General features: G+C 73.7%; 20 protein-coding genes. 14 read left to right on the top strand and 6 right to left on the bottom strand.

The features are described from left to right. Positions 1-136 precede the first annotated feature (136 nt). On the top strand, positions 137-1,051 hold the full coding sequence (locus tag GA0070607_RS28840) for a polysaccharide deacetylase family protein (protein ID WP_231930463.1): 915 nt from the start codon (positions 137-139) through the stop codon (positions 1,049-1,051). A gap of 96 nt (positions 1,052-1,147) precedes the next feature. On the opposite strand, the gene GA0070607_RS28835 is transcribed toward GA0070607_RS28840, so the two are convergent. Next, positions 1,148-1,978, bottom strand: coding sequence for a CHRD domain-containing protein (locus GA0070607_RS28835; RefSeq protein ID WP_089021002.1), 831 nt, complete (start codon positions 1,976-1,978; stop codon positions 1,148-1,150). 362 nt (positions 1,979-2,340) lie between these two features. Beyond that, positions 2,341-3,747: a KamA family radical SAM protein gene (locus GA0070607_RS28830; protein WP_089021001.1), complete on the bottom strand. Its 1,407-nt coding sequence runs from the start codon at positions 3,745-3,747 to the stop codon at positions 2,341-2,343. Positions 3,748-3,890: 143 nt separating this feature from the next. Here GA0070607_RS28830 and kdd point away from each other — a divergent pair, with 143 nt between their 5' ends. From kdd to GA0070607_RS28785, 9 genes are all read left to right on the top strand, one after another. Next, on the top strand, positions 3,891-4,952 hold the full coding sequence (gene kdd / locus GA0070607_RS28825) for an L-erythro-3,5-diaminohexanoate dehydrogenase (RefSeq protein ID WP_089021000.1): 1,062 nt from the start codon (positions 3,891-3,893) through the stop codon (positions 4,950-4,952). A gap of 4 nt (positions 4,953-4,956) precedes the next feature. Beyond that, complete coding sequence (locus GA0070607_RS28820; RefSeq protein WP_089020999.1) at positions 4,957-6,528, top strand: amidohydrolase; 1,572 nt, start codon at positions 4,957-4,959, stop codon at positions 6,526-6,528. Then, positions 6,525-8,084: a lysine 5,6-aminomutase subunit alpha gene (gene kamD, locus GA0070607_RS28815; protein WP_089020998.1), complete on the top strand. Its 1,560-nt coding sequence runs from the start codon at positions 6,525-6,527 to the stop codon at positions 8,082-8,084. The genes GA0070607_RS28820 and kamD overlap by 4 nt, the downstream gene beginning before the upstream one ends. Beyond that, positions 8,081-8,830 carry a lysine 5,6-aminomutase subunit beta gene (gene kamE, locus GA0070607_RS28810; RefSeq protein WP_089020997.1) on the top strand — a complete coding sequence of 250 codons (750 nt, stop codon included), beginning with the start codon at positions 8,081-8,083 and terminating at the stop codon, positions 8,828-8,830. The genes kamD and kamE overlap by 4 nt, the downstream gene beginning before the upstream one ends. Next, a complete protein-coding gene (gene kal / locus GA0070607_RS28805; RefSeq protein ID WP_089020996.1) occupies positions 8,827-9,219 on the top strand; it encodes a 3-aminobutyryl-CoA ammonia lyase in 393 nt (130 codons plus the stop codon). The genes kamE and kal overlap by 4 nt, the downstream gene beginning before the upstream one ends. Further along, positions 9,216-10,553: a glutamate mutase L gene (locus GA0070607_RS28800; protein ID WP_089020995.1), complete on the top strand. Its 1,338-nt coding sequence runs from the start codon at positions 9,216-9,218 to the stop codon at positions 10,551-10,553. The genes kal and GA0070607_RS28800 overlap by 4 nt, the downstream gene beginning before the upstream one ends. Before the next feature lie 478 nt (positions 10,554-11,031). Next, the gene (gene lnt / locus GA0070607_RS28795; RefSeq protein ID WP_408630852.1) at positions 11,032-12,666 is read left to right on the top strand and encodes an apolipoprotein N-acyltransferase; all 1,635 of its coding nucleotides are present in this window, start codon (positions 11,032-11,034) and stop codon (positions 12,664-12,666) included. 34 nt (positions 12,667-12,700) lie between these two features. Next, on the top strand, positions 12,701-13,510 hold the full coding sequence (locus GA0070607_RS28790; protein ID WP_089020994.1) for a polyprenol monophosphomannose synthase: 810 nt from the start codon (positions 12,701-12,703) through the stop codon (positions 13,508-13,510). A gap of 67 nt (positions 13,511-13,577) precedes the next feature. Continuing rightward, on the top strand, positions 13,578-14,102 hold the full coding sequence (locus tag GA0070607_RS28785) for an FxsA family protein (protein ID WP_089020993.1): 525 nt from the start codon (positions 13,578-13,580) through the stop codon (positions 14,100-14,102). 64 nt (positions 14,103-14,166) lie between these two features. Here GA0070607_RS28785 and GA0070607_RS28780 read toward each other — a convergent pair whose 3' ends face one another. Beyond that, the gene (locus GA0070607_RS28780) at positions 14,167-14,508 is read right to left on the bottom strand and encodes an RNA polymerase-binding protein RbpA (protein ID WP_046564157.1); all 342 of its coding nucleotides are present in this window, start codon (positions 14,506-14,508) and stop codon (positions 14,167-14,169) included. A 222-nt stretch (positions 14,509-14,730) separates the two neighbouring features. Here GA0070607_RS28780 and GA0070607_RS28775 point away from each other — a divergent pair, with 222 nt between their 5' ends. Beyond that, entirely contained in the window at positions 14,731-16,212 is a 1,482-nt protein-coding gene (locus tag GA0070607_RS28775) for a peptide MFS transporter (RefSeq protein WP_089020992.1), read from the top strand. An 8-nt stretch (positions 16,213-16,220) separates the two neighbouring features. Here GA0070607_RS28775 and GA0070607_RS28770 read toward each other — a convergent pair whose 3' ends face one another. Beyond that, positions 16,221-17,378 carry a coiled-coil domain-containing protein gene (locus tag GA0070607_RS28770; RefSeq protein WP_089020991.1) on the bottom strand — a complete coding sequence of 386 codons (1,158 nt, stop codon included), beginning with the start codon at positions 17,376-17,378 and terminating at the stop codon, positions 16,221-16,223. A gap of 46 nt (positions 17,379-17,424) precedes the next feature. Then, positions 17,425-18,774 (bottom strand): MFS transporter, encoded by a 1,350-nt coding sequence (locus GA0070607_RS28765; protein ID WP_089020990.1) that lies wholly within the window; start codon positions 18,772-18,774, stop codon positions 17,425-17,427. Between the two features lie 57 nt (positions 18,775-18,831). Here GA0070607_RS28765 and GA0070607_RS28760 point away from each other — a divergent pair, with 57 nt between their 5' ends. The 3 genes from GA0070607_RS28760 to GA0070607_RS28750 are packed head-to-tail and all read left to right on the top strand — an operon-like array spanning position 18,832 to position 21,706. Next, positions 18,832-19,479, top strand: coding sequence for a TetR/AcrR family transcriptional regulator (locus tag GA0070607_RS28760; RefSeq protein ID WP_231930461.1), 648 nt, complete (start codon positions 18,832-18,834; stop codon positions 19,477-19,479). Between the two features lie 56 nt (positions 19,480-19,535). Next, positions 19,536-20,870 carry a flavin-containing monooxygenase gene (locus GA0070607_RS28755; protein WP_089020989.1) on the top strand — a complete coding sequence of 445 codons (1,335 nt, stop codon included), beginning with the start codon at positions 19,536-19,538 and terminating at the stop codon, positions 20,868-20,870. A gap of 11 nt (positions 20,871-20,881) precedes the next feature. Then, positions 20,882-21,706: an SDR family NAD(P)-dependent oxidoreductase gene (locus GA0070607_RS28750; protein WP_172899123.1), complete on the top strand. Its 825-nt coding sequence runs from the start codon at positions 20,882-20,884 to the stop codon at positions 21,704-21,706. 9 nt (positions 21,707-21,715) lie between these two features. Here the strand turns inward: GA0070607_RS28750 and GA0070607_RS28745 are convergent, their stop codons facing one another. Further along, positions 21,716-22,366: a LysE family translocator gene (locus tag GA0070607_RS28745; RefSeq protein ID WP_089020987.1), complete on the bottom strand. Its 651-nt coding sequence runs from the start codon at positions 22,364-22,366 to the stop codon at positions 21,716-21,718. Positions 22,367-22,547: the final 181 nt, after the last annotated feature.

Genomic DNA, 22,547 nt, shown 5'->3' with positions numbered 1-22,547 from the left:
ACGGAGGGTGTCAGTTTGGGTTGACAACCCCGGCGGTGTCAACCCAGGCTGACAGCCTCGATGCTCGCCGGACCGCCGGTCCCGGCCACTCGGCAGGGGACAGTGAGCCGTCCTCGCGTCTGGAATGATCACCGGCGTGATCCGACCACGGCCGCGTTCGCTGCTCGGTGTGCTGGTCGCGGCGGCCGCGATAGGCGTCGCCGCGTCCGCCGTCGCGCTCTCCTCGACGCCGGCGCCGCGCGTGTCGCCGGCGGTCGCCGCGACAGCCGGACCGGCCGCGCCAGCCGGTCCCACCGGTGCCACGGAGCCGTCGGGTCCCGCCACTTCGATGCCGAGCGTGCCGGCGGCCAGCGTTCCCGGGACGACGCGGGTGGGGACCCGGCCGCCGGTGGTGGATCACGGGCCGCGTACCGGGAACCGGGTGGCGTTGACGTTCGACGCGGACATGACCGACGGGATGCTGCAGAACCTGCGCGCCGGTCGGGTGAAGTCCTACGCCAACCTGCGCATCGTCGACCTGTTGGAGCGGGAGCAGGTGCCGGCCACCTTCTTCCTGACCGGAAAATGGGTCGAGCGGTATCCGGAACTCACCCGGCGGCTCGCCGACAATCCGCGCTTCGAGTTGGCCAACCACACGTACGGGCACGCGGCGTTCACCGGCGACTGTTATGACCTGCCCCGGGTGCGGGCGAACGCGATGACCGACGACGTGGCGAGGACCTTCCGGGCGATCGAGCCGTACGGGGGGCGGCAGACCCGGTACTTCCGTTTCCCGGGGCTCTGCCATGACGCGGCGGCGCTGGCCGCGCTCGCGCCGCTCGGTGTGACGGTGGTCGACGGGGACGTGGTCAGCGGTGATCCCTTCGCCACCGCCTGGCAGCCGATCGTGCGGGCGGTGCTGGACAACGTACGCCCCGGGTCGGTCGTGATCATGCATGTGACCGAGGCGAACGCCGCGATGACCGACGAGGCGCTGCCGTACATCCTGGCCGGGCTCCGAGAGCGGGGCCTGGTCCCGGCGATGCTGTCCGAGGTGCTGGCCGCCACCTGACCGGCCCGCACGTCCGGGCCGAGCGGATGGGTCGACGCATGGCGGAACGCCCAACCCGTCAGGGGTTGGGCGTTCGCACCGTCGCGAGGCGACAGGTCACTTCTCGTCGTTGGACCGATCGTCCTCGTTGTCGTGGCCGTTGTTCTGGTTCTCGTGGCCCTTGTCGTCGTGGCGCTTGTCCTGGTCCCGGTCCTCGTGGTCGCTCCACCACGAGTCCTGGTCCTTGTCGTCGCTCCACCACGAGTCCTGGTCCTCGTTGTCGCTCCACCACGAGTCCCGGTTCTCGTCGTCCCGGTTCTGGTCCTTCTCGTCGTCGCTCTTGATCTGGCCGCGGATCTCGCCGTTCGGGTACTTCTTGGTGTGCACGTTCACGTAGGTGACGCCGGCCTCGATCGCGTCGACGAGTTCGTCGAACTCGCCCGGCTCGATGCCCTGGTCGGCGGGGCCGACGACGTCATCGGGCTTGATGGTCCCCTTGATGGTGGCTGGGGCTTCGGGGCAGGACTGGACGTCGTGCGACGGGCCACCCTTCGCGTCCTTCAGGTTGGAGCACAGGAAGACAGCGATGCCGCCGCTCTGGTGCTTCCCCCCGAAGTGGATGTGCGCCTGCTGGACGTCCTTCAGGTCCTCGTAGCTCAGCTCGAACTCGATCGTTTTGTCCCGTTCGTTGATCGTGGCTTCGAACCGGCCGGAGCCGGGCGTCGAGATCGTCTTCGGGTCTTCCTCGAAGCCGCTGAGCTTGGCCCGGACGTTCACCTCCTTTCTGTCCCGCGAGTCGCTCCAGTCCCGCGAGTCGCGGGAGTCGTGCGACTCCCGCTTGTCGCCCGAGTCGTCCCGGCCGTCGCCCATGGCGGCGGTGCCGATGGCGCTTGCCGTCACTGCTGCGCTGGCCGCCATCGCGACCGCCCAGAGTCGGGTACGTCTCATCACTGCTGCTCCCTTCTACATAGAGTCCTGAGCCGCGTGATCACCGGCGGACGAATCCGCTCATGACCGGACTCAGGCAGGCAAAGGTGCCGTGCGCCGAAGGTCGTTGTCGTCGAGACCGTCCAGCACTCGGTCCGATTGGCACCCTTTGCGAAATTGTTCCATGTACGCGGCGAAGGTGAGCCGGCTTCCCTGATCGGGCCGTCAAGGGATCTTCGGGAGCTGTAGATCAGACTGTGCCCTGTACGGCCCGCCCGGGCGGTTCGGCGGGGCCGACCATCAGCGATGCGGCGGTGCACGCCCCGGCGGAAAGGGCGACACCCCCGGGGAAGGGGATCCCCGGGGGTGTCGTGGGTGGTGGGTCAGTCGTCGCGGTGTTCGGTCCACCACTGCTGCCCGCTGTCCGGCAGGGTGTCGATCGGGTCGTAGTAGGCGTAGCGCTTGTTCAGCGCCTCCAGGTCGGCGGACTCGATGGAGGTGCGGTAGTTCTTGGTCCAGTAGGAGATGCCGCGCTCGCGGTCGTAGTCGGTGAGCATGTGCACCCAGCGCTTGCCGACGAAGGGGACGTCGCAGACGATCCGCGGGGTGGCGTAGCCGGGCAGGTAGCCCATGATGTCGTGCTGGAGCTGCTGGGCGTGCCAGACCGGCACCCGCCAGTGTTCGGCGTTGGGGATCATGTCGCACATGTAGAAGTAGTACGGCAGGATGCCCGCTTCGCCCTGCAGGGCGAAGCAGAGGTCGAGCAGGTCGGGGGCGGTGGCGTTCACCCCGCGCATGAGCACGCCCTGGTTGCGTACGTCGCGGACGCCGACGTCGAGGGCGGTCTGGGCGGCGCGGGCGACGAGCGGGGTGAGCGACTGGGCGTGGTTGACGTGGGTGTGGATGGCGAGGTTCACGCCGCGGCGGGCGGCGGTGCGGGCGACGCGTTCCAGGCCCTCGACGACGTCGGGCTGCAGCCAGTGCTGGGGCAGGCCCATGAGGGCCTTGGTGGCGAGCCGGATGTCGCGGACCGTCTCCAGGTCCAGCAGGCGCATCAGGTACGACTCGAGGTTGCGCCACGGCACGTTGGCCACGTCGCCACCGGACACGACGACGTCGCGGACGCCGGGGTGGGCCTTGAGGTAGCTGATGTGGGCGTCGTAGCGCTCGACGGGCTTGAGGGTGAGTTTGAGCTTGTCGACGGCGGGGGTGCTGTTGCCGACGAGGTCCATCCGGGTGCAGTGCCCGCAGTACTGGGGGCAGGTGGAGAGCAGCTCGGCGAGGACCTTTGTGGGGTAGCGGTGGGTGAGCCCCTCGGCGACCCACATGTCGTGCTCGTGCAGCGAGTCGCGGCTGGCGTACGGGTGCGACGGCCAGTCGGTGCGTCGGTCGGAGGCGACCGGGATCATGTAGCGGCGGATGGGGTCGGCGAGCAGCGCCTCGGTGGTGAGGGGCGCGAACGGCACCATCGTGTTGATCATCTGCGGTGGCACGAGCATGGACATGGTGGCGAGTGCCTGCTGGTCGGCCTGGAGGTCGGCGTAGAAGCTCTCGTCGATGAGGTCGCCGAAGACGGCGCGCAGCTGCTTGATGTTCTTGACGCAGTTGACGCGCTGCCACTGGGCGGACTCCCACTGGTCCCGGGTGACGTGGCGCCACCCGGGGAAGCGGGTCCAGTCGGGCTCGACCAGGGGCTGGCGGCGGTATTCGTACGGCTGCCCGGCGGTCGGTACGGCGACCGGGGCGTGACGGGGTTGAGGGATGGTCTCAACCGGTTGGGTCTGGGTCACGGCCCCTCCTCGGTGCTGCGGCTGATCAACGAAACCCGAAGGCTACTGGAAAATATCCGGTGAAGAAATTAGTCTGCCGTAAGTTTTCCCGTTACGCGATCCCCCGACCGGGGCTTCGGGCGGCTGGACAGGGGGAGGTCGGCGTGACGTCACCGGTGGGACTGCACCGCGTCGTGGAACCGGCGGGGGTGCTGCCGCAGGCGGCCTGGCGGCTTGACGCGTCCGCCGCGATCGGGCCGAACGAGGTGCGGATCCGGGTGCAGCGGCTGAACCTGGACGCCGCGAGCTTCCGGCAGTTGTCGGAGAAGCACGGCGGGGACGGCGACGCGGTCCGCGCCGAGGTCCTGGAGATCATCTCCGCCCGGGGGAAGATGCAGAACCCGGTGACCGGTTCCGGCGGGATGCTGATCGGCACGGTCGAGGAGGCCGGCCGGCGCTCCCCGCTGGGCCTCAAGCCGGGCGAACGGGTCGCCACCCTGGTGTCGCTGACCCTGACCCCGCTGGTGGTGACCGACGGGCTGGCCCGCTGGGACGGGCGCAGCGAGCAGGTGCCCTGCGACGGGTGGGCGATCCTGTTCGCCCGCTCCATCGCCGCGGTGCTGCCGGACGACGAGGACCCGCAGCTGTCCCTGGCGGTGCTGGACGTGTGCGGGGCGCCCGCGCTGACCGCGCGGGTGGTGTCGCGCTACGTCGAGGACCGGCACCGTGCGGGTGACCCGACGCCGGTGCGTGTCGCGGTGATCGGCGGCGCGGGCAAGAGCGGGTCGCTGTCGCTGGCCGCGGCGCGGCGGGCGGGCGCCGCGCGTACCGTCGGGGTGGTGCCGGTGGCGGCGGAGCGCGACGCGCTGACGGCCGCCGGCCTGGCCTCGGTGGTGGCGATGGCCGACGCCCGGGACCCGGTGGCGCTGTCCACCGCGGTGACCACCGCGCTGGGCAGCCCGGCGGACGTCACAGTGGTCTGCGTGGACGTGCCGGGCTGCGAGCACGGGGCGGTGCTGGCCACCGCCGACGGCGGCACGGTGATCTTCTTCTCGATGGCGACGAGCTTCTCCGCCGCGGCGCTGGGCGCCGAGGGGCTGGCCGCGGACGTGACGATGCTTGTGGGCAACGGGTACGTGCCGGGGCACGCGGAGCTGGCGTTGGGGCTGCTGCGCGCCGAGCCGGGGGTCCGTCGGCTGTTCGCGGCGCGGATCGCGGCAGACTGAGGTCATGACGAACCCCTCGACCTTGTACCGCGGCGGCGTGCTGCACTGTCCCGCCGACCCCAGCGCGACAGCGCTGCTGGTCTCCGGTGGGCGGATCGCCTGGCTGGGGACCGACAGTGACGCGCCTCCCGCCGACCGGGTGGTGGACCTCGACGGGGCGCTGGTGACGCCGGCGTTCGTCGACGCACACGTGCACGCCACGGACACCGGGTTGACGCTGTCCGGGCTGGAGTTGTCCGGGGTGCGCTCGGCGGCGCAGCTGCTGGACGCGGTGGCCGCGTTCGCGGCCGGCCAGCCGGCGGACGCGGTGGTGCTGGGGCACGGCTGGGACGAGTCCGGCTGGGCGGACCCGACGCTGCCGGACGCGGCGGCGCTGCACCGGGCGGCCGGCGGCCGGCGGGTCTACCTGTCGCAGGCGTCCATCCACTCGGCGCTGGTGTCCACGGCGCTGCTGGCGGCGTGCCCGCAGGCGGCGGACGCGGCCGGGTACGACGCGTCGGGGTGGTTGCGTCGTGACGCGCATCACGTGGTGCGGGCGGCGGCGCAGGGATCGGTGAGTCGGGCGCAGCGGGTCGCCGCGCAGCGGGTGGCGCTCACGCACGCGGCGTCGCTGGGCATCGCCGCGGTGCACGAGTGCGGCGGGCCGGACATCTCCGACGAGGAGGACTTCACCGGCCTGCTGGGCATCTCCGGCGCGGGGCTGCCGGAGGTGTACGGGTACTGGGGTGAGCTGGGCGGCGCGGCGCGGGCCCGGGAGTTGGGCGCGGTGGGCGCCGGCGGTGACCTGTTCGCCGACGGGGCGCTGGGTTCGCGCACGGCGCACGTGTCGCAGCCGTACGGCGACGGCGACGGCGACGGCTGCGGGCACGGGTACCTGTCGGTCGAGCAGGTGCGCGACCACCTGCTGGACTGCGCGGCGCACGGCATGCAGGGCGGGTTCCACGCGATCGGTGACGCGGCGATCGGCACTGTGCTGGAGGGCTTCGCGGCGGCGGCGCGGACGGTGGGCGTGGAGCGGCTGCGCGCCGCCCGGCACCGCATCGAGCACGCGGAGGTCATGAACAAGCGGCTGATCGCCGGTTTCGTGGAGTACGGGGTCGTGGCGAGCATGCAGCCGGCGTTCGACCGGCTGTGGGGTGGCGCGGGCCGGATGTACGAGTCGCGGCTGGGCCTGGACCGGTCGTTGGAGTCCAACCCGATGGGCGCGATGCACGGCGTGGGCGTGGCGCTGGCGTTCGGGTCCGATTCGCCGGTGACGCCGCTGGACCCGTGGGGGTCGGTGCGGGCGGCCGCGGCGCACCACAACCCGGCGCAGCGGATGAGCGTGCGGGCGGCGTTCGCCGCGCACACCCGCGGCGGGTGGCGGGCGGTGCACCTGGACGTCGAGGGGGTCCTCGCGCTCGGCGCGCCGGCCACGTTCGCGGTGTGGTCGACGCCGGCCGGCGTACAACGGGGCCTGCCGGTGCTGCTGGCCGAGGACCCGGAACTGCGGGGTCCGGACGACCCGACGCCGCTGCCGGTGTGCCGGAGCCTTGTGCTGCGCGGTGAGGTCATCTATCAGGAAGGGTCGTCATGACCGGGAAGCTTGATCTTGATCCGGTGTTGGTGGCCAGGGCGCGGGAGTTGGCGCGTCGGGCCGGGCAACCGGTGGTGGACCTGGCGCGCAGCCACACCACGGTGTCGGTGGAACGGGCGGTACTGCGCCTGGCCGGGGTGACCGGCGCCGACCCGGACGGCATTCCGTGGGTGAACCGGCTCGTCGACGCCGTCGTCGCCGACGTGGGGCTGGGTCACGGGGTGGCCGTGCCGGTGTTCGACGCCCTCGCGCGCGAGGGCGTCGCCGACGTGACGCTGCTGGCGCAGAAGGCCGCCGCGGGTTCGGTGCGCTTCACCGTGCCCACCGGGCGGGCCGCCACGGCCGCCCGGTCGGCGGCGCGCAGGGCGGTCGGCGCGGGTATCCGGCGTATCGACCGGCGGCGCGCCGAGCGCGACCGCCTGGTCAAGCGGCACGGGGACCCGGCGCAGCGGCCGTGGATCTACCTGATCGTGGCGACCGGGGACATCTACGAGGACATCCCGCAGGCGCAGGCCGCGGCCCGCGCGGGCGCGGACGTCATCGCGGTGATCCGCTCCACCGGGCAGTCGCTGCTGGACTATGTGCCCGAAGGCGCGACCCGGGAGGGTTTCGCCGGCACGTACGCCACGCAGGAGAACTTCCGGCTGATGCGGGCGGCGCTGGACGAGTCGTCGAAGGAGCTGGGCCGCTACGTGCGGTTGACCAACTACGCGTCCGGGCTGTGCATGCCGGAGATGGCGACCCTCGCCGGGTTGGAACGCCTCGACATGATGCTGAACGACTCGATGTACGGGATCCTGTTCCGCGACATCAACCCGATCCGCACCTTCGTCGACCAGCGGTTCTCCCGGCAGGTCCACGCCCGCGCCGGCATCATCATCAACACCGGTGAGGACAACTACCTGACCACCGCCGACGCCGTCGACGAGGCGCACACGGTGACCGTGTCGCAGCTGCTCAACGAGTTCTTCGCGCACGAGGCGGGGCTTGCGGACTGGCAGTTGGGGCTGGGCCACGCGTTCGAGATCAACCCGGAGGTGCCGGAGTCGTTCCGGTTGGAGCTGGCGCACGCGCTGCTGGCCCGGGAGCTGTTCCCGGACGCCCCGCTGAAGTGGATGCCGCCGACCAAGCACATGACCGGCGACGTGTTCCGGGGCAACCTGCTCGACGGGTTCTTCAACCTGGCGGGCGCGCTGACCGGCCAGGGCATCCTGCTGGTGGGGATGATGACCGAGGCCGTGGTGACGCCGTGGCTGTCCGACCGGGACATCGCCCTGCAGAACGTGCGGTACGTGCTGGGCGCGGCCGGCGGGCTGCACGAGGACTTCGTGCCGGCGCCGGGCGGGTTCATCCGGCGGCGCGCCAACCAGGTCCTCGGTGAGGCGTTGGACCTGCTGGAGCGCATCGGGGAGCAGACGCTGCTGACCGCTATCGCCGAGGGCACATTCGGGATCATGAAGCGGCCGGCGGACCGCGGCAAGGGCCTCGCCGGGGTCGCCGCGCACGAGGCCGACTACTGCAACCCGGCCACCGACATCCTGGAGGCGGCAGCGTGAGCGGGACGATCGTGCGGCCGTACGGGGACACCACCGGCGACGGGATGGTGCAGGTGTCGTTCACCCTGCCGGTGTCGCACGACAAGCGGGCCGAGGGCGCGGCGGTGCAGCTGGCCAACCGGATGGGCATCGACCCGGCGATGGTGGTGCACGCCAAGCCGATGGGCGACGGGTTCACCTTCTTCGTCGTCTACGGGCGGGTGAACCACCTGGTCGACCTCAACGCCGTGCAGGTGGTGGAGCGGGACTTCGCGCTGCTGTCCGCCAAGGAGGTCAACACGGTGATCAAGCAGCGGCTGCGGCGCAAGCTGTCAGTGGTCGGCGCGTGCATCGGCACCGACGCGCACACCGTGGGCATCGACGCGATCCTCAACGTCAAGGGCATCGCGGGGGAGAAGGGCCTGGAGTACTACCGGGAGCTGAAGGTCACCAACCTGGGCGCGCAGGTCAGCGTGCCGGAGCTGGTGGAGGCCGCCCGGGCGGAGAAGGCCGACGCGGTGCTCGTGTCGCAGGTCGTCACCCAACGCGACGCGCACCTGCACAACACCCGGGAGATGTCCGCGGCGTTCCGCGAGGCGATGCCCGCCGGGCGGCGGCCGCTGCTGATCGTCGGCGGCCCCCGGTTCGACGAGACGATGACCGACGAGTTGGGCGTGGACCGGATCTTCGGTCGGGGCACCACCCCCGGCGAGGTGGCCAGCTACCTCGTGCACGCCCTGATCACCCAGCGGAAGGCGATGGCATGACCGACGCGAGGCTCGGTTTGACTGTGACGCACCGGCGGTACGTGCCGTACTCGCACGCCCACTACGCCGGCAACCTCGTCGACGGCGCGTACGCCCTCGCGCTGTTCGGGGACGTCGCCACGGAGGTGTGCATCCGCACCGACGGTGACGAGGGCCTGTTCGCGGGATATTCGGACGTGCGGTTCACCGCGCCCATCCGCGCCGGTGACATCGTCGAGGTCACCGCGCAGGTGTCGCGGGTGGGCACCCGCAGCCGCACCCTGGAGCTGAGCTGCGCCGTGGTGTGCCGGGGCCGACCGGACCGCTCCGAGTCCGCCGCCGAGGTCCTCGACCCGCCGATCGTGGCCGTCACCGCGACCGGCACCGTGGTCGTTCCCGCCGCGTCGTGACCCTGGCGGTCTGCGCGGACGTCGGCTCCACGTACACCAAGGCGGCAGTGGTGGACCTGAGCGCCGGAGTGCTGGTGGGCGCGGCGGCGGCGCCCACCACGGTGGGCAGCGACGTGCTGCACGGCCTGGACGCCGCGGTCGCGGCGGCCACCGCCGGGCTCGCCGTGCGCGACCTGCCCTGGTACGTCTGCTCGTCCGCCGGCGGTGGGCTGCGGCTGGCCGTGATCGGCTACGAGCCGCTGGTCACCGCCCAGGCGGGCCGGCGGGTCGGGTTGTCCGCCGGCGCGCACGTGGTGCACGTGGCGGCCGGGCGGCTCGGCGCGGCGGACCTGACGGCGCTGCGGGCCGCCCGCCCGGACGTGGTGCTGCTGGTCGGCGGCACCGACGGCGGTGACGCCGACACGATCACCCACAACGCGACCCGGCTGGCCCGGGCCCGCTGGCGGGTGCCGGTGGTGCTCGCCGGCAACGGCGACGTACGCGCGGAGCTGACCGGGCTGCTGGAGTCCGCCGGGGTGCCCGTGACGGCGGCGCAGAACGTGCTGCCCCGCATCGGGGTGCTCGCCCCCGCGTCGGCGCGGGCGGCGATCCGCGCGGTGTTCCTGCGCCACGTCATCGGCGGCAAGCGGCTGTCGCGGGGCACCCGGTTCGCCCGACTGGTGCGCGCGGCCACCCCCGACGCGGTCCTCACCGGCGTGGAGGTGCTCGCCGACACCATCGGCGGGGACCTCGCCGTGGTCGACGTGGGCGGGGCCACCACCGACGTGTACTCGGTGCTCACCCCCGATGAGCGGGCCACCGGGCCGGGCGCGGAGGTCGCCGGCAGCCTGTGGCGGGCCCGCACCGTGGAGGGGGACCTGGGCATGCGGTGGAGCGCCCCCGGGGTGGTGCGCGCCGCCGCCGACGAACGGCTCCTGGACCCCGGCGAACAGGACGACCTGGCAGCCGCCGCCGCGCTGCGCGCCGCCGACCCGGCGTTCCTGGCCGCCGACGACACCGAGCGGGCCGTGGACGCCCGGATCGCCACCCTCGCCGCGACGGTGGCGCTGCGCCGGCACGCCCGCGGCGCCTCCACCGGCGAACGCGCCGGCCGGGACCTGCGCGACGTGCGGCTGATGGTGGGCTCCGGCGGGGTGCTGCGGCACGCGCCGGCCGACGCGGCGGGGCAGGTGCTGGCGGCGGTGCTCGGCGACCACGCCGGGGGGTGGGCGCTGCCGCGCGCCGCCCGGGCGGTGGTGGACACCGACTACGTGCTGGCCGCCGGTGGGCTGCTCGCCGAGGAGCACCGGGCGGCCGCGGGGGCACTGCTGCGCCACCACCTGACCACGCATTGAGACACGCCGACCCGACACGCCGTGGTGCAACACACGACAGGCCGGGGTGGGTTGACAGGGAGCGGGGTGCAACACGTACCGTCTTTGAGTCCTACCACGGGAAGCGGCTGTTGTTCGCTTCGTCCCTTCGTCCGCTGGCCGAGCGACAGTTTTCAGCGTCATCGTCGCGGCGGCCAGGTCCAGCGGGCGGGGGTCGGCGGGGCGGCGCGAACCGGTCGCGGTTACCGGTGTACGGGCAGGGTGAGGTGCACGGCCAGTAGACAACGGCCCGGCGGGGGCAGCCAGTCCGCGTCCGGTCGGTCCGAAGGTCGGCGTGCCTCGTCCCCGCCGCACCGGCCGGGGAGGGCCTGGGAGCATCGGGGCGCGGCGCGAGCCGCGCCCCGATTTCATGTCCGCCGGGTGGTCCGTCCCCGGCGGCCCGATGCGGCCGACACGCCCGCCGGCCAGGTAGCCTTCGCCCCGTGATCGAGGAACCGCGGTGACGACACTGGACCGGGACAACCCGCGCGCCCCGGCGGCGCCGCCCCAGCCGGTCGTCGTCGGCCGCCCGCTGCCGCTGCGGGCCGCCGTGCCGATGGCCGTGGCCGCCGGGCTGGCCCTGCTGGTCGCGTTCCCGCCGTACGGGGTGTGGCCGCTCGCGCCCGTCGGGGTGGCGTTGCTGGCCGCCGCGGCGCACCGGCGCCGGTTGCGCGCCGGCGCCGGCCTGGGCTTCCTCACCGGGGTGGCCCTGTTCGCGCCGCTGCTGGCCTGGACGAACCTGCACACCGGCTACCTGCCGTGGGTGCTGCTGTCGCTGTTGCAGGCCGGCTACCTGGCGCTGCTCGGCGCCGCCACCGCCTGGGTGTCGCCGCTGGCCGACCGGAGCCGGTGGGCGTGGCCGGCGCTGACCGGGCTGCTCTGGGTCGGGCAGGAGGCGCTGCGCGACCGCACCCCGTTCGGGGGGTTCCCGTGGGGGCGCCTCGCGTTCAGCCAGGACTCCTCGCCGCTGCTGCGCCTGGCCGCGCTGGGCGGCGCGCCACTTGTCACCTTCGCTGTGGCCCTCATCGGTGGGCTGCTGGTCACCGCCGCGTGGCGGGGCTTCACCGCCGGCCGGGAGACACCCGCGGGCGGCACGGCCACGCGGCGCTGGCAGCCGGTGGTCGTACCGGCCGTCGCCGCAGTGGCGCTGGGCGCGGCGGGTCTGCTGGTGCCGGTCGCGTCCGCCGGGTCGGGCGCCCCGGTGACCGTGGCGATCGTGCAGGGCAACGTGCCGCGCCTGGGGCTGGACTTCAACGCCCAGCGGCAGGCGGTGCTGAACAACCATGTCGACGCCACCCTGGAGCTGGCCGCGCGGGTCGCCGCCGGCACGCAGCGCCAACCTGACCTGGTGGTGTGGCCGGAGAACTCCAGCGACATCGACCCGCTGCGCAACCCCGCCGCCGGGGCCCGCATCGCCCAGGCCGCCGACACGGTCCGCGCGCCCATCCTGGTCGGCGCGGTGCTGCTCGGCCCCGGCCCCGGCGAGGTCCGCAACGCGGGCATCCTGTGGCGGCCCGACACCGGCGCCGATTTGAGTCAGCTCTACACCAAGCGGCACCCGGTGCCGTTCGCCGAGTACGTGCCGCTGCGCGACGTCGCCCGGATGGTGAGCAAGCAGGTCGACCTGATCCGCAACGACTTCGTACCCGGCAGCACCCCGGGCGTGGTACGCGCCGGCCCGGCGGTGCTCGGGGACGTGATCTGCTTCGAGGTCGCCTACGACGAGGTGGTCCGCGACACCGTCACCGGTGGCGCGCAACTGCTGGTGGTGCAGACCAACAACGCCACCTTCGACGTGGCCGAGGCCCGCCAGCAGCTCGCCATGGTGCGCCTGCGGGCCGTCGAGCACGGCCGTGCGGCGTTGATGGCCTCCACGGTCGGGGTGTCCGGGTTCGTCGCCCCCGACGGGCGGGTAAGCGACGCCACCGGGTTCAACACCCGGGAGGTCGTGGTGCGGGAGATGCGGCTCGACGACGGGCGCACCCTCGCCACCCGGCTCGGCTGGTGGCCGGAGCTGGCACTCGCCGGGCTGGCCGCGGCCGCCCTGGTCGGCGCGGCGGTGCTGCGCCGACGGCAACGGATCCTGCCCGGATAGCAACAGCCGGTACGCCGGCGGGAGCGGAGGCACAGTGATCCAGGCGACCGACACCATCCGACGTCCCGACGAGGTACCCGGCGTGGGCCGGGTGCTGGTGGTGATCCCCACCTACAACGAGGCCGACAACATCGCCGCGATCGTGGCCCGGGTCCGCCGGGCCGCCCCGGCGGTGCAGATCCTGATCGCCGACGACAACAGCCCCGACGGCACCGGCGCCCTCGCCGACGCCCTCGCCGACTCCGACGCGCACGTGCAGGTCATGCACCGCGAGGGCAAGCAGGGCCTCGGGGCGGCGTACCTGGCCGGGTTCGACTGGGCGCGTGAGCGCTGCTACCAGGCCGTGGTCGAGATGGACGCCGACGGCTCGCACGCCCCGGAGGACCTGCCGGCGCTGCTGCGGGCCGCCCGCGACGCGGACGTGGTGATCGGGTCGCGGTGGACCAACGGCGCGCGGGTGGTGAACTGGCCGCTGCGGCGGCTGCTGCTGTCGCGCTTCGGCAACCTGTACGCGCGCCTCGCGCTGGGCATGCCGGTCTCCGACGCCACCGGCGGCTACCGGGTGTACCGGCTCAGCGCGCTGGACGCCATCGACCTGGCGTCGGTGTGCTCACAGGGCTACTCGTTCCAGGTGGAGCTGTCCCGGCTCGCGCACCAGGCCGGGGTGCGGATCGTGGAGGTGCCCATCACCTTCGCCGAACGCGAACGCGGGGACAGCAAGATGAGCCCTCGGATCGTCGCCGAGGCGCTGTGGCGGATCACCACCTGGGGCGTGCAGGACCGCCGGCAGGCGGTACGCCGGGGCCTGCACGGCACTCCCACCGGTCAGGTGCGGTGGCCGTGAGCGTGGCCGTGTCATGCTGGATGGGCGGGACACGTTTTCCGGTGTCGCGGGATGGCGATGAGGTGAGATGCGCCGAGGACTGAGGTTCGTACCGCTGGCCCTGCTGCTGGCGGTGGTACTGGAGCTTGCGGTGTTCGTCCTGGTGGGGCGGGCACTCGGATTCGGTGCGGCGGTGCTGCTGGTGTTCGCGGCCTCGCTGCTCGGGCTGGCGCTGCTGCGCCGCGAGGGGATGCGCGCCTGGCGTGGCTTCCGCTCCGCCGCCGCGGCCGGGCAGCCCCCGGGACGGCAGGTGACCGACGGCCTCGTCGGGTTGGGCGGCGCGCTGCTGCTGGCGGTGCCCGGTCTGGTCAGCGGGCTGGTGGGGCTGCTGCTGCTCGTGCCGCCGGTGCGGCGACTGGCCCGCTCCGGGGTGCAACGCACCACCGAGCGGCGGGTGTCGTCGATGGTCGCCGGTGACCTGTTCGGGCCGCGTACGGTGCGCGTGCGTCAGGGTGCGCCGCAACCGACGCCGCGTCCGCAGACGGAGCAGCCGGTGGTGGTCGACGGCGGCCGGGCCATCGAGGGCGAGATCATCGAGCCTGGCCGCAACTGACCCCGCACGACACGACGGCGCCCCCGGGAAGATCCCGGGGGCGCCGTGTCGTGCGGGTTGCGGCTCAGGCGCGGCCGCGGCGGGTCCGAACCTCCTGGAGCCTTTCGGCGAGGATGTCCTCGAGCTCGGCGATCGAGCGCCGCTCCAGCAGCATGTCCCAGTGGGTACGCGGCGGCTTGGCCTTCTTCTGCTCCGGCTCGCTGCCGTCGACGAGTCGAGCGACGCTGCCGTCGAACTTGCACTCCCAGGTCGTCGGGACCTCGGCGTCGACGGCGAACGGCACCTCGAACTGGTGGCCCTTGGCGCAGAGGTACTCGCGGGTCTGGCGCGGCGCGAGCTCCGTGTTGCGGTCGGATTCATAGCTGACCGCGCCCAGGCGGCTTCCGCGCAGCATACGCTCGCCCATGATCGACTTCCCCTCGTTCGTGGTGCTGGTCTTCTGGGTGTAACTGTGCGTTCCCGTCGAGCCATTCCCGCCCGAGGGCGTGAGGCGTCCACGGGTGGGCCGGGACCAAGGGTAGCCGGCCGGGACTGTCACCCGGCCAGGTGATCCCCGGCCGGTTCGGAACGGTGGAGTGTTTCGACCGCCACCGGGGATGTTAACCGCCCGAGTGCAGCGGAGGTTGCGATGGCCCATGACGTCCCGGTCGAGCGTTCCGCCAGCACCGGGCGGACGTTCTTCGGTCATCCCCGGGCACTGGCCACCCTCTTCCTCACCGAGATGTGGGAGCGGTTCAGCTTCTACGGCATGCGGGCGATCCTCGTGCTGTACCTCACGGCCGAGGCCGCCGACGACGGGCTGGGCCTGAGCGAGTCCAGCGCCAACGCCGTCTACGGCACGTACAACGCCATGGTGTACCTGATGGCGTTGCCCGGCGGGTGGGTGGCGGACCGCCTGATCGGGGCCCGGCGCAGCGTGCTGTGGGGCGGGGTGGTGATCGCCGTCGGGCACTACGTGATGGCGGTGCCCACGCGGTGGAGCGTCTTCGCCGGGATGACCCTCATCGTCCTGGGCACCGGCCTGCTCAAACCCAACATCTCCACCATGGTCGGCGCCTTGTACGACCGGGACTCGCCCCGCCGCGACGCCGGTTTCTCGATCTTCTACATGGGGATCAACCTGGGCGCCTTCATCGCCCCGCTGATCACCGGCTTCCTCGGCGAAAAGATCAACTGGCATCTGGGGTTCGCCGTCGCCGCCGTCGGGATGACCTTCGGTGTGATCCAGTACGTCCTGGGCCGGCGCAACCTCGGCGACGCCGGGGATCGCCCCGCCGACCCACTGCTCGGCGCCGACCGCCGCCGGGCACTCACCCGCGCCGGCGTGCTGGTCGCGGTGCTCCTCGTGCTCGTCGCCGGCCTCGCGCTGGCCGGGCTGTTCACCGTCAACACTGTCGTGAACGCGCTCACCGCGGTCACCGTGCTGGTCACCATCGGCTACTTCACCCGGATCATGACCGACCGGGAACTCAGCGCGACCGAACGCAGCCGGATGAAGGCGTACCTGTGGCTGTTCGTGTTCGCCGCCGCGTTCTGGCTGATCTACGACCAGGCCGGGTCGGTGCTGAACCTCTTCGCCGCCGAGCGCACCGACCGGGACGTGGCCGGCTTCACCTTCCCGGCGTCCTGGCTCCAGTCCGTCAACCCGATCCTGATCATCATCGGCGCACCGCTGTTCGCGCTGCTCTGGCTGCGGGTGGGCAACCGGGTGTCCACGCCTGTGAAGTTCGCCGTCGGCCTGGTGCTCAACGGCCTGTCGTTCGTGCTGATGGCCGCCGCCGCGCAGGCCGCCGTCGGTGGCGACCTGGTGTCCCCGTGGTGGTTGGTGGCGGTCTTCGCCATCCAGGTCGCCGGTGAGCTGTCGCTGAGCCCGGTCGGCCTGTCCGCCACCACCAAGCTGGCCCCGGTGAAGTACGCCAGCCAGATGCTGGGGCTGTGGTTCCTCGCCACCGCCGTCGGCGACGCGATCGGCGGGCAGGTGGCGCGACTCGCCGACGCCTGGTCCGAGTCGACCTACTTCCTCACCTTCGGCCTGGCGTCTGTGGCGTTCGGCCTGGCCGCGGTGATGTTCGCCCGGCACATCCGCGCCCTGATGGCCGGCATCCACTGACCGCCGCGTCAGCGGGTGGCGTCGTCGGGCGTGGGTGTGCCGAGCCGGGCCAACGCCAGGGCCAGATCGCTGACCTGGTCGCCGAGCTGCGCCACCCGCCGCTGGGCCAGGTCACTGTCGGTCTCGGCGGCCTCCAGCCGTACCGTCAGGGCGGCGAGCCTGCCCTCGGCGGTGGCCGCGGCCTGCCGGGCGGCGGCCAGCTCGGCGGCGAGCGTGTCGCGCTGGGCGGCGGTGGCGGTCAGCTCCGCGCGTAGCCGCGCGGCCAGCTCGGCGGCCTCCTGCCGGGCGTTGTCGGCCTCGCGCGCGGCGGCCTGCGCGCTGTCGCGGGCCCGGTCGGCCTGCTCCCGGGCGCGGGCCGCGTCGGCGGCTTCGGTGCGGGTGCGGGCGGCGTCGGCGCGGGCCTGGTCGATCTGGCGCCGTACGTCCTGCACCTCGGCCTGCCATCGCTCGGCCCGCTCGGTCGCCTCGGCGGCGGCCCGGGTGGCCCGTTCGGCGTCCGCGCGCACCGCGTCGCGCTCGACGATCAGGTCGGCCACCCGCTGCCGCTCGGTGTCGCGCTCGGCGCGCAGGTCGCGTAGTTCGTGGCGTGCCTGGTCGCGGTCCCGCTCGGCCTGGGCCCGCAGGGCCTCGGCGGCGCTGGCGTCGTGCCGGGCCTGGTCGCGGGCAGTCTCGGCGCGCTGGGCGCGCTCGTCGGCCGCGGCGGCCTGCTGCGCGGCCCGCTCGGCGCGCTGGCGGGCCTCCTCGGCGTCGGCCGTCGCCTCGCGGGCCCGCTCGCGGGCGCGCGCCGCGTCGGCCGCAGCGTCCTCGGCGTCACCGCGGGCCTCGTCGCGTTCGGTCTGCGCGGCAGCGATCTCGGTGGCGGCCTCGGCGCGGGCCTGGGCGAGCTGCCGCTGCACACCCACCGGGGACAGCTCGGCGTGCAGCGCCTCGGTCAACGTCTCGACGATCTGGTCGAGCCGGTCCACCGCCTCCCACGTGCGGGCCACCTGGCCCGGCAGGCCGGGGGCGTTGCGGTGGCGCATCCGGCTGTTGCGCGAGGCGCGCTGGCAGGCGCCGTCGTTGTCCCGGCAGTAGCGGAACGGCCGACCCACGCCGACACGTTGCGGCACCGGCCGTCCACAGTGGGCACACGGACGGATCTCGGCGGAGGTGGGCTGGGCGTCCATCGAGCGCGAAGTCTAGTGCCGGACGCCGGGCGCCGTCGCCGCGCCGTCAGCTGGCCGCGCGGGCGGTCGCGTCCAGGGTGTAGCGGCGTTGCAGCAGCAGCGCCGCGAGCATCGCCACGGCGGGCAGCAGCCCGAAGCCGTAGCGGACCGCCGCGAGCGCCGCGTCCGGCTGGACCGGCGTGTGACCGGCCGTCGAGGCCACGAACCCGCCGACGGTCAGGCACAGGGCGTACGCGTACGGGCCGAGGGCCGCTCCGGTGGCCTCGGTGGCCGTCCACACCCCGGTGTAGGTGCCCGCGCCGGTCGTGCCGGCCGCGCGGATCACGTCGGGCAGCATCGAGAACGGCAGCAGCTGCATGCCGGCGAACGCCACCCCGAGCACCGCCACCGCGCCGATCAGCACCGGCAGGCCGGCCGGTCGGCCGACCGCCAGCACGAGCGAGCCGACCGCGAACGCGCCCTGCGCGCCGAGCAGCGCCCGCTGCTTGCCGATGCGTCGGGCCAGCGCCAGCCAGGCCGGGGTGACCAGCAGCGCCGGCGCGACGAACGCGGCCACCAGCACCGTGGTCAGGCCGGGCGCGCGCAGCTCGTACTCGGCGTAGTAGGGCGCCCCGGCCAGCACCAGGTGGGTGGTGGTGGACATGGCCAGGTAGGCGGCGACCAGCCAGCGGAACTGCGCATCGCGCAGCGCGGTGCGTAACGCCCGCCACCCGCCGTGCCCCGTGGCACCGGCCGTCGCCGCCGAGCCGCGCAGCCGGGCGATGCCGGCGACACCGACGAGCATGGCGACCAGCATCCCCACGGCCAGGACCACGCCCATCCGCTGGTAGCCGGCGCGGGTCGCGGCGTCGCCGCCGGTGAGCAGCGGGGCCAGCAGCCCGGAGACGAGGATGCCCAGGGTCAGCACGACCATCCGGAACGCCATCAGGCGGGTGCGTTCGTGGTAGCCGATCCGCAGGTCGGCCGGGGTGGCCAGGTAGGGGACCTGGTAGGCGGCGAAGAGCAGGTTGCCGGCGACGAAGAACACCGCCACCCACGCGGCGGCCGGTGTGCCCGTCAACCCGCCGGGCACCGCGAAGAGCGCGGCGAACGCGAGCGGCAGGGCGCAGCCGAGCAGCAGCAGCCGCCGACGATCGCCCCGGCGGGTCTGCTCGACGTCGGCGCGGTGCCCGACCCACGGGTGCAGCAGCACGTCGGCGACCTTCGGCAGCAGCAGCGCGAGGCCGGCCAGCCACGGCCCGACGGCCAGCACGTCGGTGAGGAAGTAGAGCAGCAGCAGGCCGGGCACTGTCACCCAGACGCCCATGCCGAGCGAGCCGGCGGCGAAGCCGGCCAGCGGGCCCCGGGGCAGCATGGTTTCCGTGGCGGCAGCGGGCCGCCGGTCGAGCCCGGTCATCGCCGCATCCTCTCCGCAATCCAACGGTTGCTGGATTCTAGGGGCAGAATGGCGGTCATGACCATGCCCCGACGCCGTCCGGGTCGGCCCCGCCGCGACGAGAGCCGGCCGACCCGCGAGGTGGTGCTCACCGCGGCCACCGCGCTCTTCGCCGAGCGCGGCTTCGACGCCGTCGGGCTGCGGGAGGTCGCCGCCGCCGCCGGGGTCGACGTCGCCACGGTCGCCCACCACACGGGTACGAAGACCGCGCTCTACGACGCCTGCTTCGCCCGGGTCTTCGCCGCCGAGCGGGACGTGCTGACCGAGGCCGCCGCGCAGGCCCGCTCGGCTCTCGACGCGGGGCCGGACGCGGCGCGGCGAGCCCTGCACGACCTGGTCGACGTCTTCGTCGACTTCCTCGAGGACCGACCGGAGACCACAGCGCTGTGGCTGCGTCGCTGGCTGGAACCGCAGCGGCACGCCGAGCTCGACCAGCGCTACGCCGAGCCGCTGTACCGGTTGGTGGCGGAGCTGCTCACCGCCGCGGCGGCGGCCGGCGCGCTGGTCGAACCGACCCCGCACATCACCGTGCGGAGCCTGGTCTGGGCCGCGCACGGGCACGTGGTGGCGCTGGCCGCGGGTGCGCCCGGCGCCCGGGAGCGGCGCGAGTTCCGCGTCTTCGTGCACCGCTTCCTGGACGGGCTGTACGGACCGTCGGGCCCTTGACGGGCCGGCCGCTCACGACGATTATCCATCAGACGTTGGATTAAGTGGGGGCAGCGATGGTCGTACGACCCAGGGCGGCGGTGATCGGCGCCGGCGCGGCCGGGCTCGCCGCGGTCAAGGCACTGCTCGACGCCGGCGTGCCGACGGTCTGCTTCGAGGCCACCGACGAGGTCGGCGGCCTCTGGGTGTACGGGGCGCCCGACTCGCCCGCGTACCGCACGCTGCACCTGAACACCAGCCGCGGCCGCACCCAGTTCGCCGACCACCCGATGCCCGCCGACTGGCCCGACTACCCCGATCACCGACGGATCGCCGGCTACCTCGGCGGTTACGCCGACCGCTTCGGCCTGCGGGATGTCATCCGCCTGCGGCACACCGTCGAGCAGGTCACCCGGGATTCCGCCGGCACCTGGACGGTGCGGGCGAGCGGACCGGACGGGCCGGTCGAGGTCACCGTCGAGGCCGTGGTCGTCGCCAACGGGCACAACAGGGCGCCCCGGCTGCCCGACCCGCCGTACCCCGGCACCTGCGCCGCTGAGCAGCTGCACAGCCACGACTACCGGGGCCCGGAACAACTGGCGGACAAGCGGGTCCTGGTCGTCGGGGGCGGCAACTCCGCGATGGACATCGCGGTGGACGCCTCGTATGCGGCCACCCGCACCCTGCTGTCGCTGCGCCGAGGCGTCTGGGTGGTGCCGAAGTACCTGCTGGGCCGCCCCTCGGACACCCTCAACGGGGCGCTGGCCCGCCGGCTCCCGTGGCGGCTGCGCCAGCGCATCAGCCAGGCGATGCTCAGCACCACCGTCGGCGGTCCCGCCCGCTACGGGCTGCCCGCGCCGACGCACGGCTTCCTACAGGACCACCCGACGCTCTCCGACGGGTTGCTGTCCCGGCTGACCCACGGCGACATCGAGGCCCGGCCCGGCGTCGCCGCCCTCGCCGGCGACCGGGTCGAGTTCACCGACGGTCGCGCCGACAGCGTCGATCTGATCATTTGGTGCACCGGGTACCGGGTGGAGATCCCGTTCCTCGACCCGGCGCTGCTCAGCGGGGGCGCCGACACCCTGGCGCTGTACCGGCACGTGTTCCACCCCGACGCGCCCGGCCTGACCTTCGTCGGGCTGATGCAGTCCACCGGCTCGGCGTTCCCGCTGGTGGAGGCGCAGGCCAGGCTGATCGCGGCGCAGCTCGCCGGCCGGTACCTGCTGCCGGGCCCCGACCGGCAGCGGGCCGTCTGCCGGGCCGAGCTGCGGGCCGCGACCGCCCGCTGGGGCCAGCGCCGCCCGGCGATGCGGGTCGACTTCGACGCCTACCTGGCCGAGCTGACCCGGGAGCTGACCGCCGGCGCCCGCCGCGCCCGCGCCACCACGCCCGTCGGAGCGGGGCAGTGAGGGGCCGGGCGGTGAGCGGGCTGACCGGCCGCCGGGTGCTGGTGACCGGGGCGAGCGGCACGTTCGGCCGTCACCTCGGCGCCGCCCTGACCGCCGCCGGCGCCCGGGTGGTCGGGCTCGACCTGCACGCGCGCACCGACGACGACCTGCCCGTGCTCGGCTGCGATCTGACCGACCCGGCCGCCGTGCCGCCGGCGGTGCGGGCCGCCGTCGACCGGCTCGGCGGCCTCGACCTGCTGATCAACAACGCCGGAGTCGGTGGCCCCGCCCCGGCCGAGTTGCCGCCCGACGAGGTGGTCCGCCGACAGATCGAGGTCAACCTGCTCGCCGCCTGGCGGACCACCGCCGCTACGCTGCCCGCACTGCTCGCCGCGCGCGGGCGGGTGATCTTCGTGTCAAGCAGGATGGCGGTGCTGCCGCTGCCGCTCGCCGCCGCGTACGGGGTCAGCAAACGGGCCCTGGTCGCGTACGCCGACGCGCTGCGCCACGAGGTGGGCACCCACGTCGGGGTGAGCGTCGTCTACCCGAGCATGGTGGCCTCACCGATCCACGACAGCACCGCCGAGGCCGGCCTGTCCCTGCGGGGGGTGTCCCGGCCGGAGCCCGTCGAGGGAGTCGTCGCGGCGATCCTGCGCGCCGCCACCGCCCGACGGGCACCCCGGGACGTGGCGACCACCACGCGCGGGCGCCTGGAGATGGCCGTCGGCCGGCACGCGCCCGCGCTGGCCGACCGGCTGGTGCGTCGTACCCTCACCGCCCGGCTCGCCGCCGGCGACCTGGACGCCGCGCCGCTGGCCGCCGGGATGGTCCGCCGGCACCGCGACCTGGGCGACTGAGCGCCCGGCTCAGGGCGTGGCGATCGCCGCGCGGGAGCGGTCGGTGGCGATCCGGACGGCCAGCGCCGCGAGGGCCGTGCCGGTCACCCACTGCTGCACCCGCAGCCAGGCTGGCCGGCGGGCGAAGAATCCGGCCAACGCGCCGGCGCTGAGCACGATCAGCGCGTTCACGCTCAGCGCGACGGCGATCTGGGTCAGGCCCAGCAGCAGGCTCTGCGCCGCCACGTGCCCCCGCGCGGGATCGACGAACTGCGGCAGCAGCGAGACGTAGAGGATGGCGATCTTCGGGTTGAGCAGGTTGGTGACCAGGCCCATGGTGAACAGCCGTCGGGCCCGGTCCGGCGGCAGCGGCGCGGGCGTGAACGGGGAGTGCCCACCCGGGCGCAGCGTCCGCCAGGCCAGCCAGAGCAGGTAGCCGGCCCCGGCCAGCTTCACCACCGCGTACAGCGCCGGCACCAGGACGAAGACGGCGGCCAGCCCGGCGACCGCCGCGGCCAGGTAGACGCCGAATCCGGCGGCCACCCCGAGCAGCGAGACCATCCCGGCGCGGCGGCCCTGCGCCACCGAGCGGGAGACCAGATAGACCATGTTCGGGCCGGGCGTGAGCACCAGCCCCAACGCCACCAGCGCGATACCCAGCACTGCACCCGCACCCACCACGACGACCCCCCGTTGCAATGACACCCGCATCGACCGTAGACCGGGCGGCCAGCCCGGCCCAGGGCCACCTGGCAGACGGTGGCCCGTCCGCCCGGAACCGGACGCTCTGGCGGAAACCACGCCGCGCGGGCGGCGACGGGAATGGTCGCCGGCCCGGGCGCGCTGACCCGTTTCGGTGCGC

Origin of the sequence: Micromonospora coriariae, from assembly GCF_900091455.1 — a bacterium.
GTDB lineage: Bacteria > Actinomycetota > Actinomycetes > Mycobacteriales > Micromonosporaceae > Micromonospora > Micromonospora coriariae.
Note: the sequence above shows the minus strand (reverse complement) of the source record. Positions and strands in the feature narration are given on the sequence as shown.

Excerpts from the sequence above, each read along its gene's own strand:
- GA0070607_RS28770 (WP_089020991.1), bottom strand. The coding sequence starts at position 17,378 with ATGGACGCCCAGCCCACCTCCGCCGAGATCCGTCCGTGTGCCCACTGT.
- GA0070607_RS28755 (WP_089020989.1), top strand. The coding sequence starts at position 19,536 with ATGGTCGTACGACCCAGGGCGGCGGTGATCGGCGCCGGCGCGGCCGGG.
- GA0070607_RS28835 (WP_089021002.1), bottom strand. The coding sequence starts at position 1,978 with ATGAGACGTACCCGACTCTGGGCGGTCGCGATGGCGGCCAGCGCAGCA.
- kamD (WP_089020998.1), top strand. The coding sequence starts at position 6,525 with ATGACCGGGAAGCTTGATCTTGATCCGGTGTTGGTGGCCAGGGCGCGG.
- GA0070607_RS28820 (WP_089020999.1), top strand. The coding sequence starts at position 4,957 with ATGACGAACCCCTCGACCTTGTACCGCGGCGGCGTGCTGCACTGTCCC.
- GA0070607_RS28780 (WP_046564157.1), bottom strand. The coding sequence starts at position 14,508 with ATGGGCGAGCGTATGCTGCGCGGAAGCCGCCTGGGCGCGGTCAGCTAT.
- GA0070607_RS28775 (WP_089020992.1), top strand. The coding sequence starts at position 14,731 with ATGGCCCATGACGTCCCGGTCGAGCGTTCCGCCAGCACCGGGCGGACG.
- kal (WP_089020996.1), top strand. The coding sequence starts at position 8,827 with ATGACCGACGCGAGGCTCGGTTTGACTGTGACGCACCGGCGGTACGTG.
- GA0070607_RS28760 (WP_231930461.1), top strand. The coding sequence starts at position 18,832 with ATGACCATGCCCCGACGCCGTCCGGGTCGGCCCCGCCGCGACGAGAGC.
- GA0070607_RS28765 (WP_089020990.1), bottom strand. The coding sequence starts at position 18,774 with ATGACCGGGCTCGACCGGCGGCCCGCTGCCGCCACGGAAACCATGCTG.
- GA0070607_RS28785 (WP_089020993.1), top strand. The coding sequence starts at position 13,578 with ATGCGCCGAGGACTGAGGTTCGTACCGCTGGCCCTGCTGCTGGCGGTG.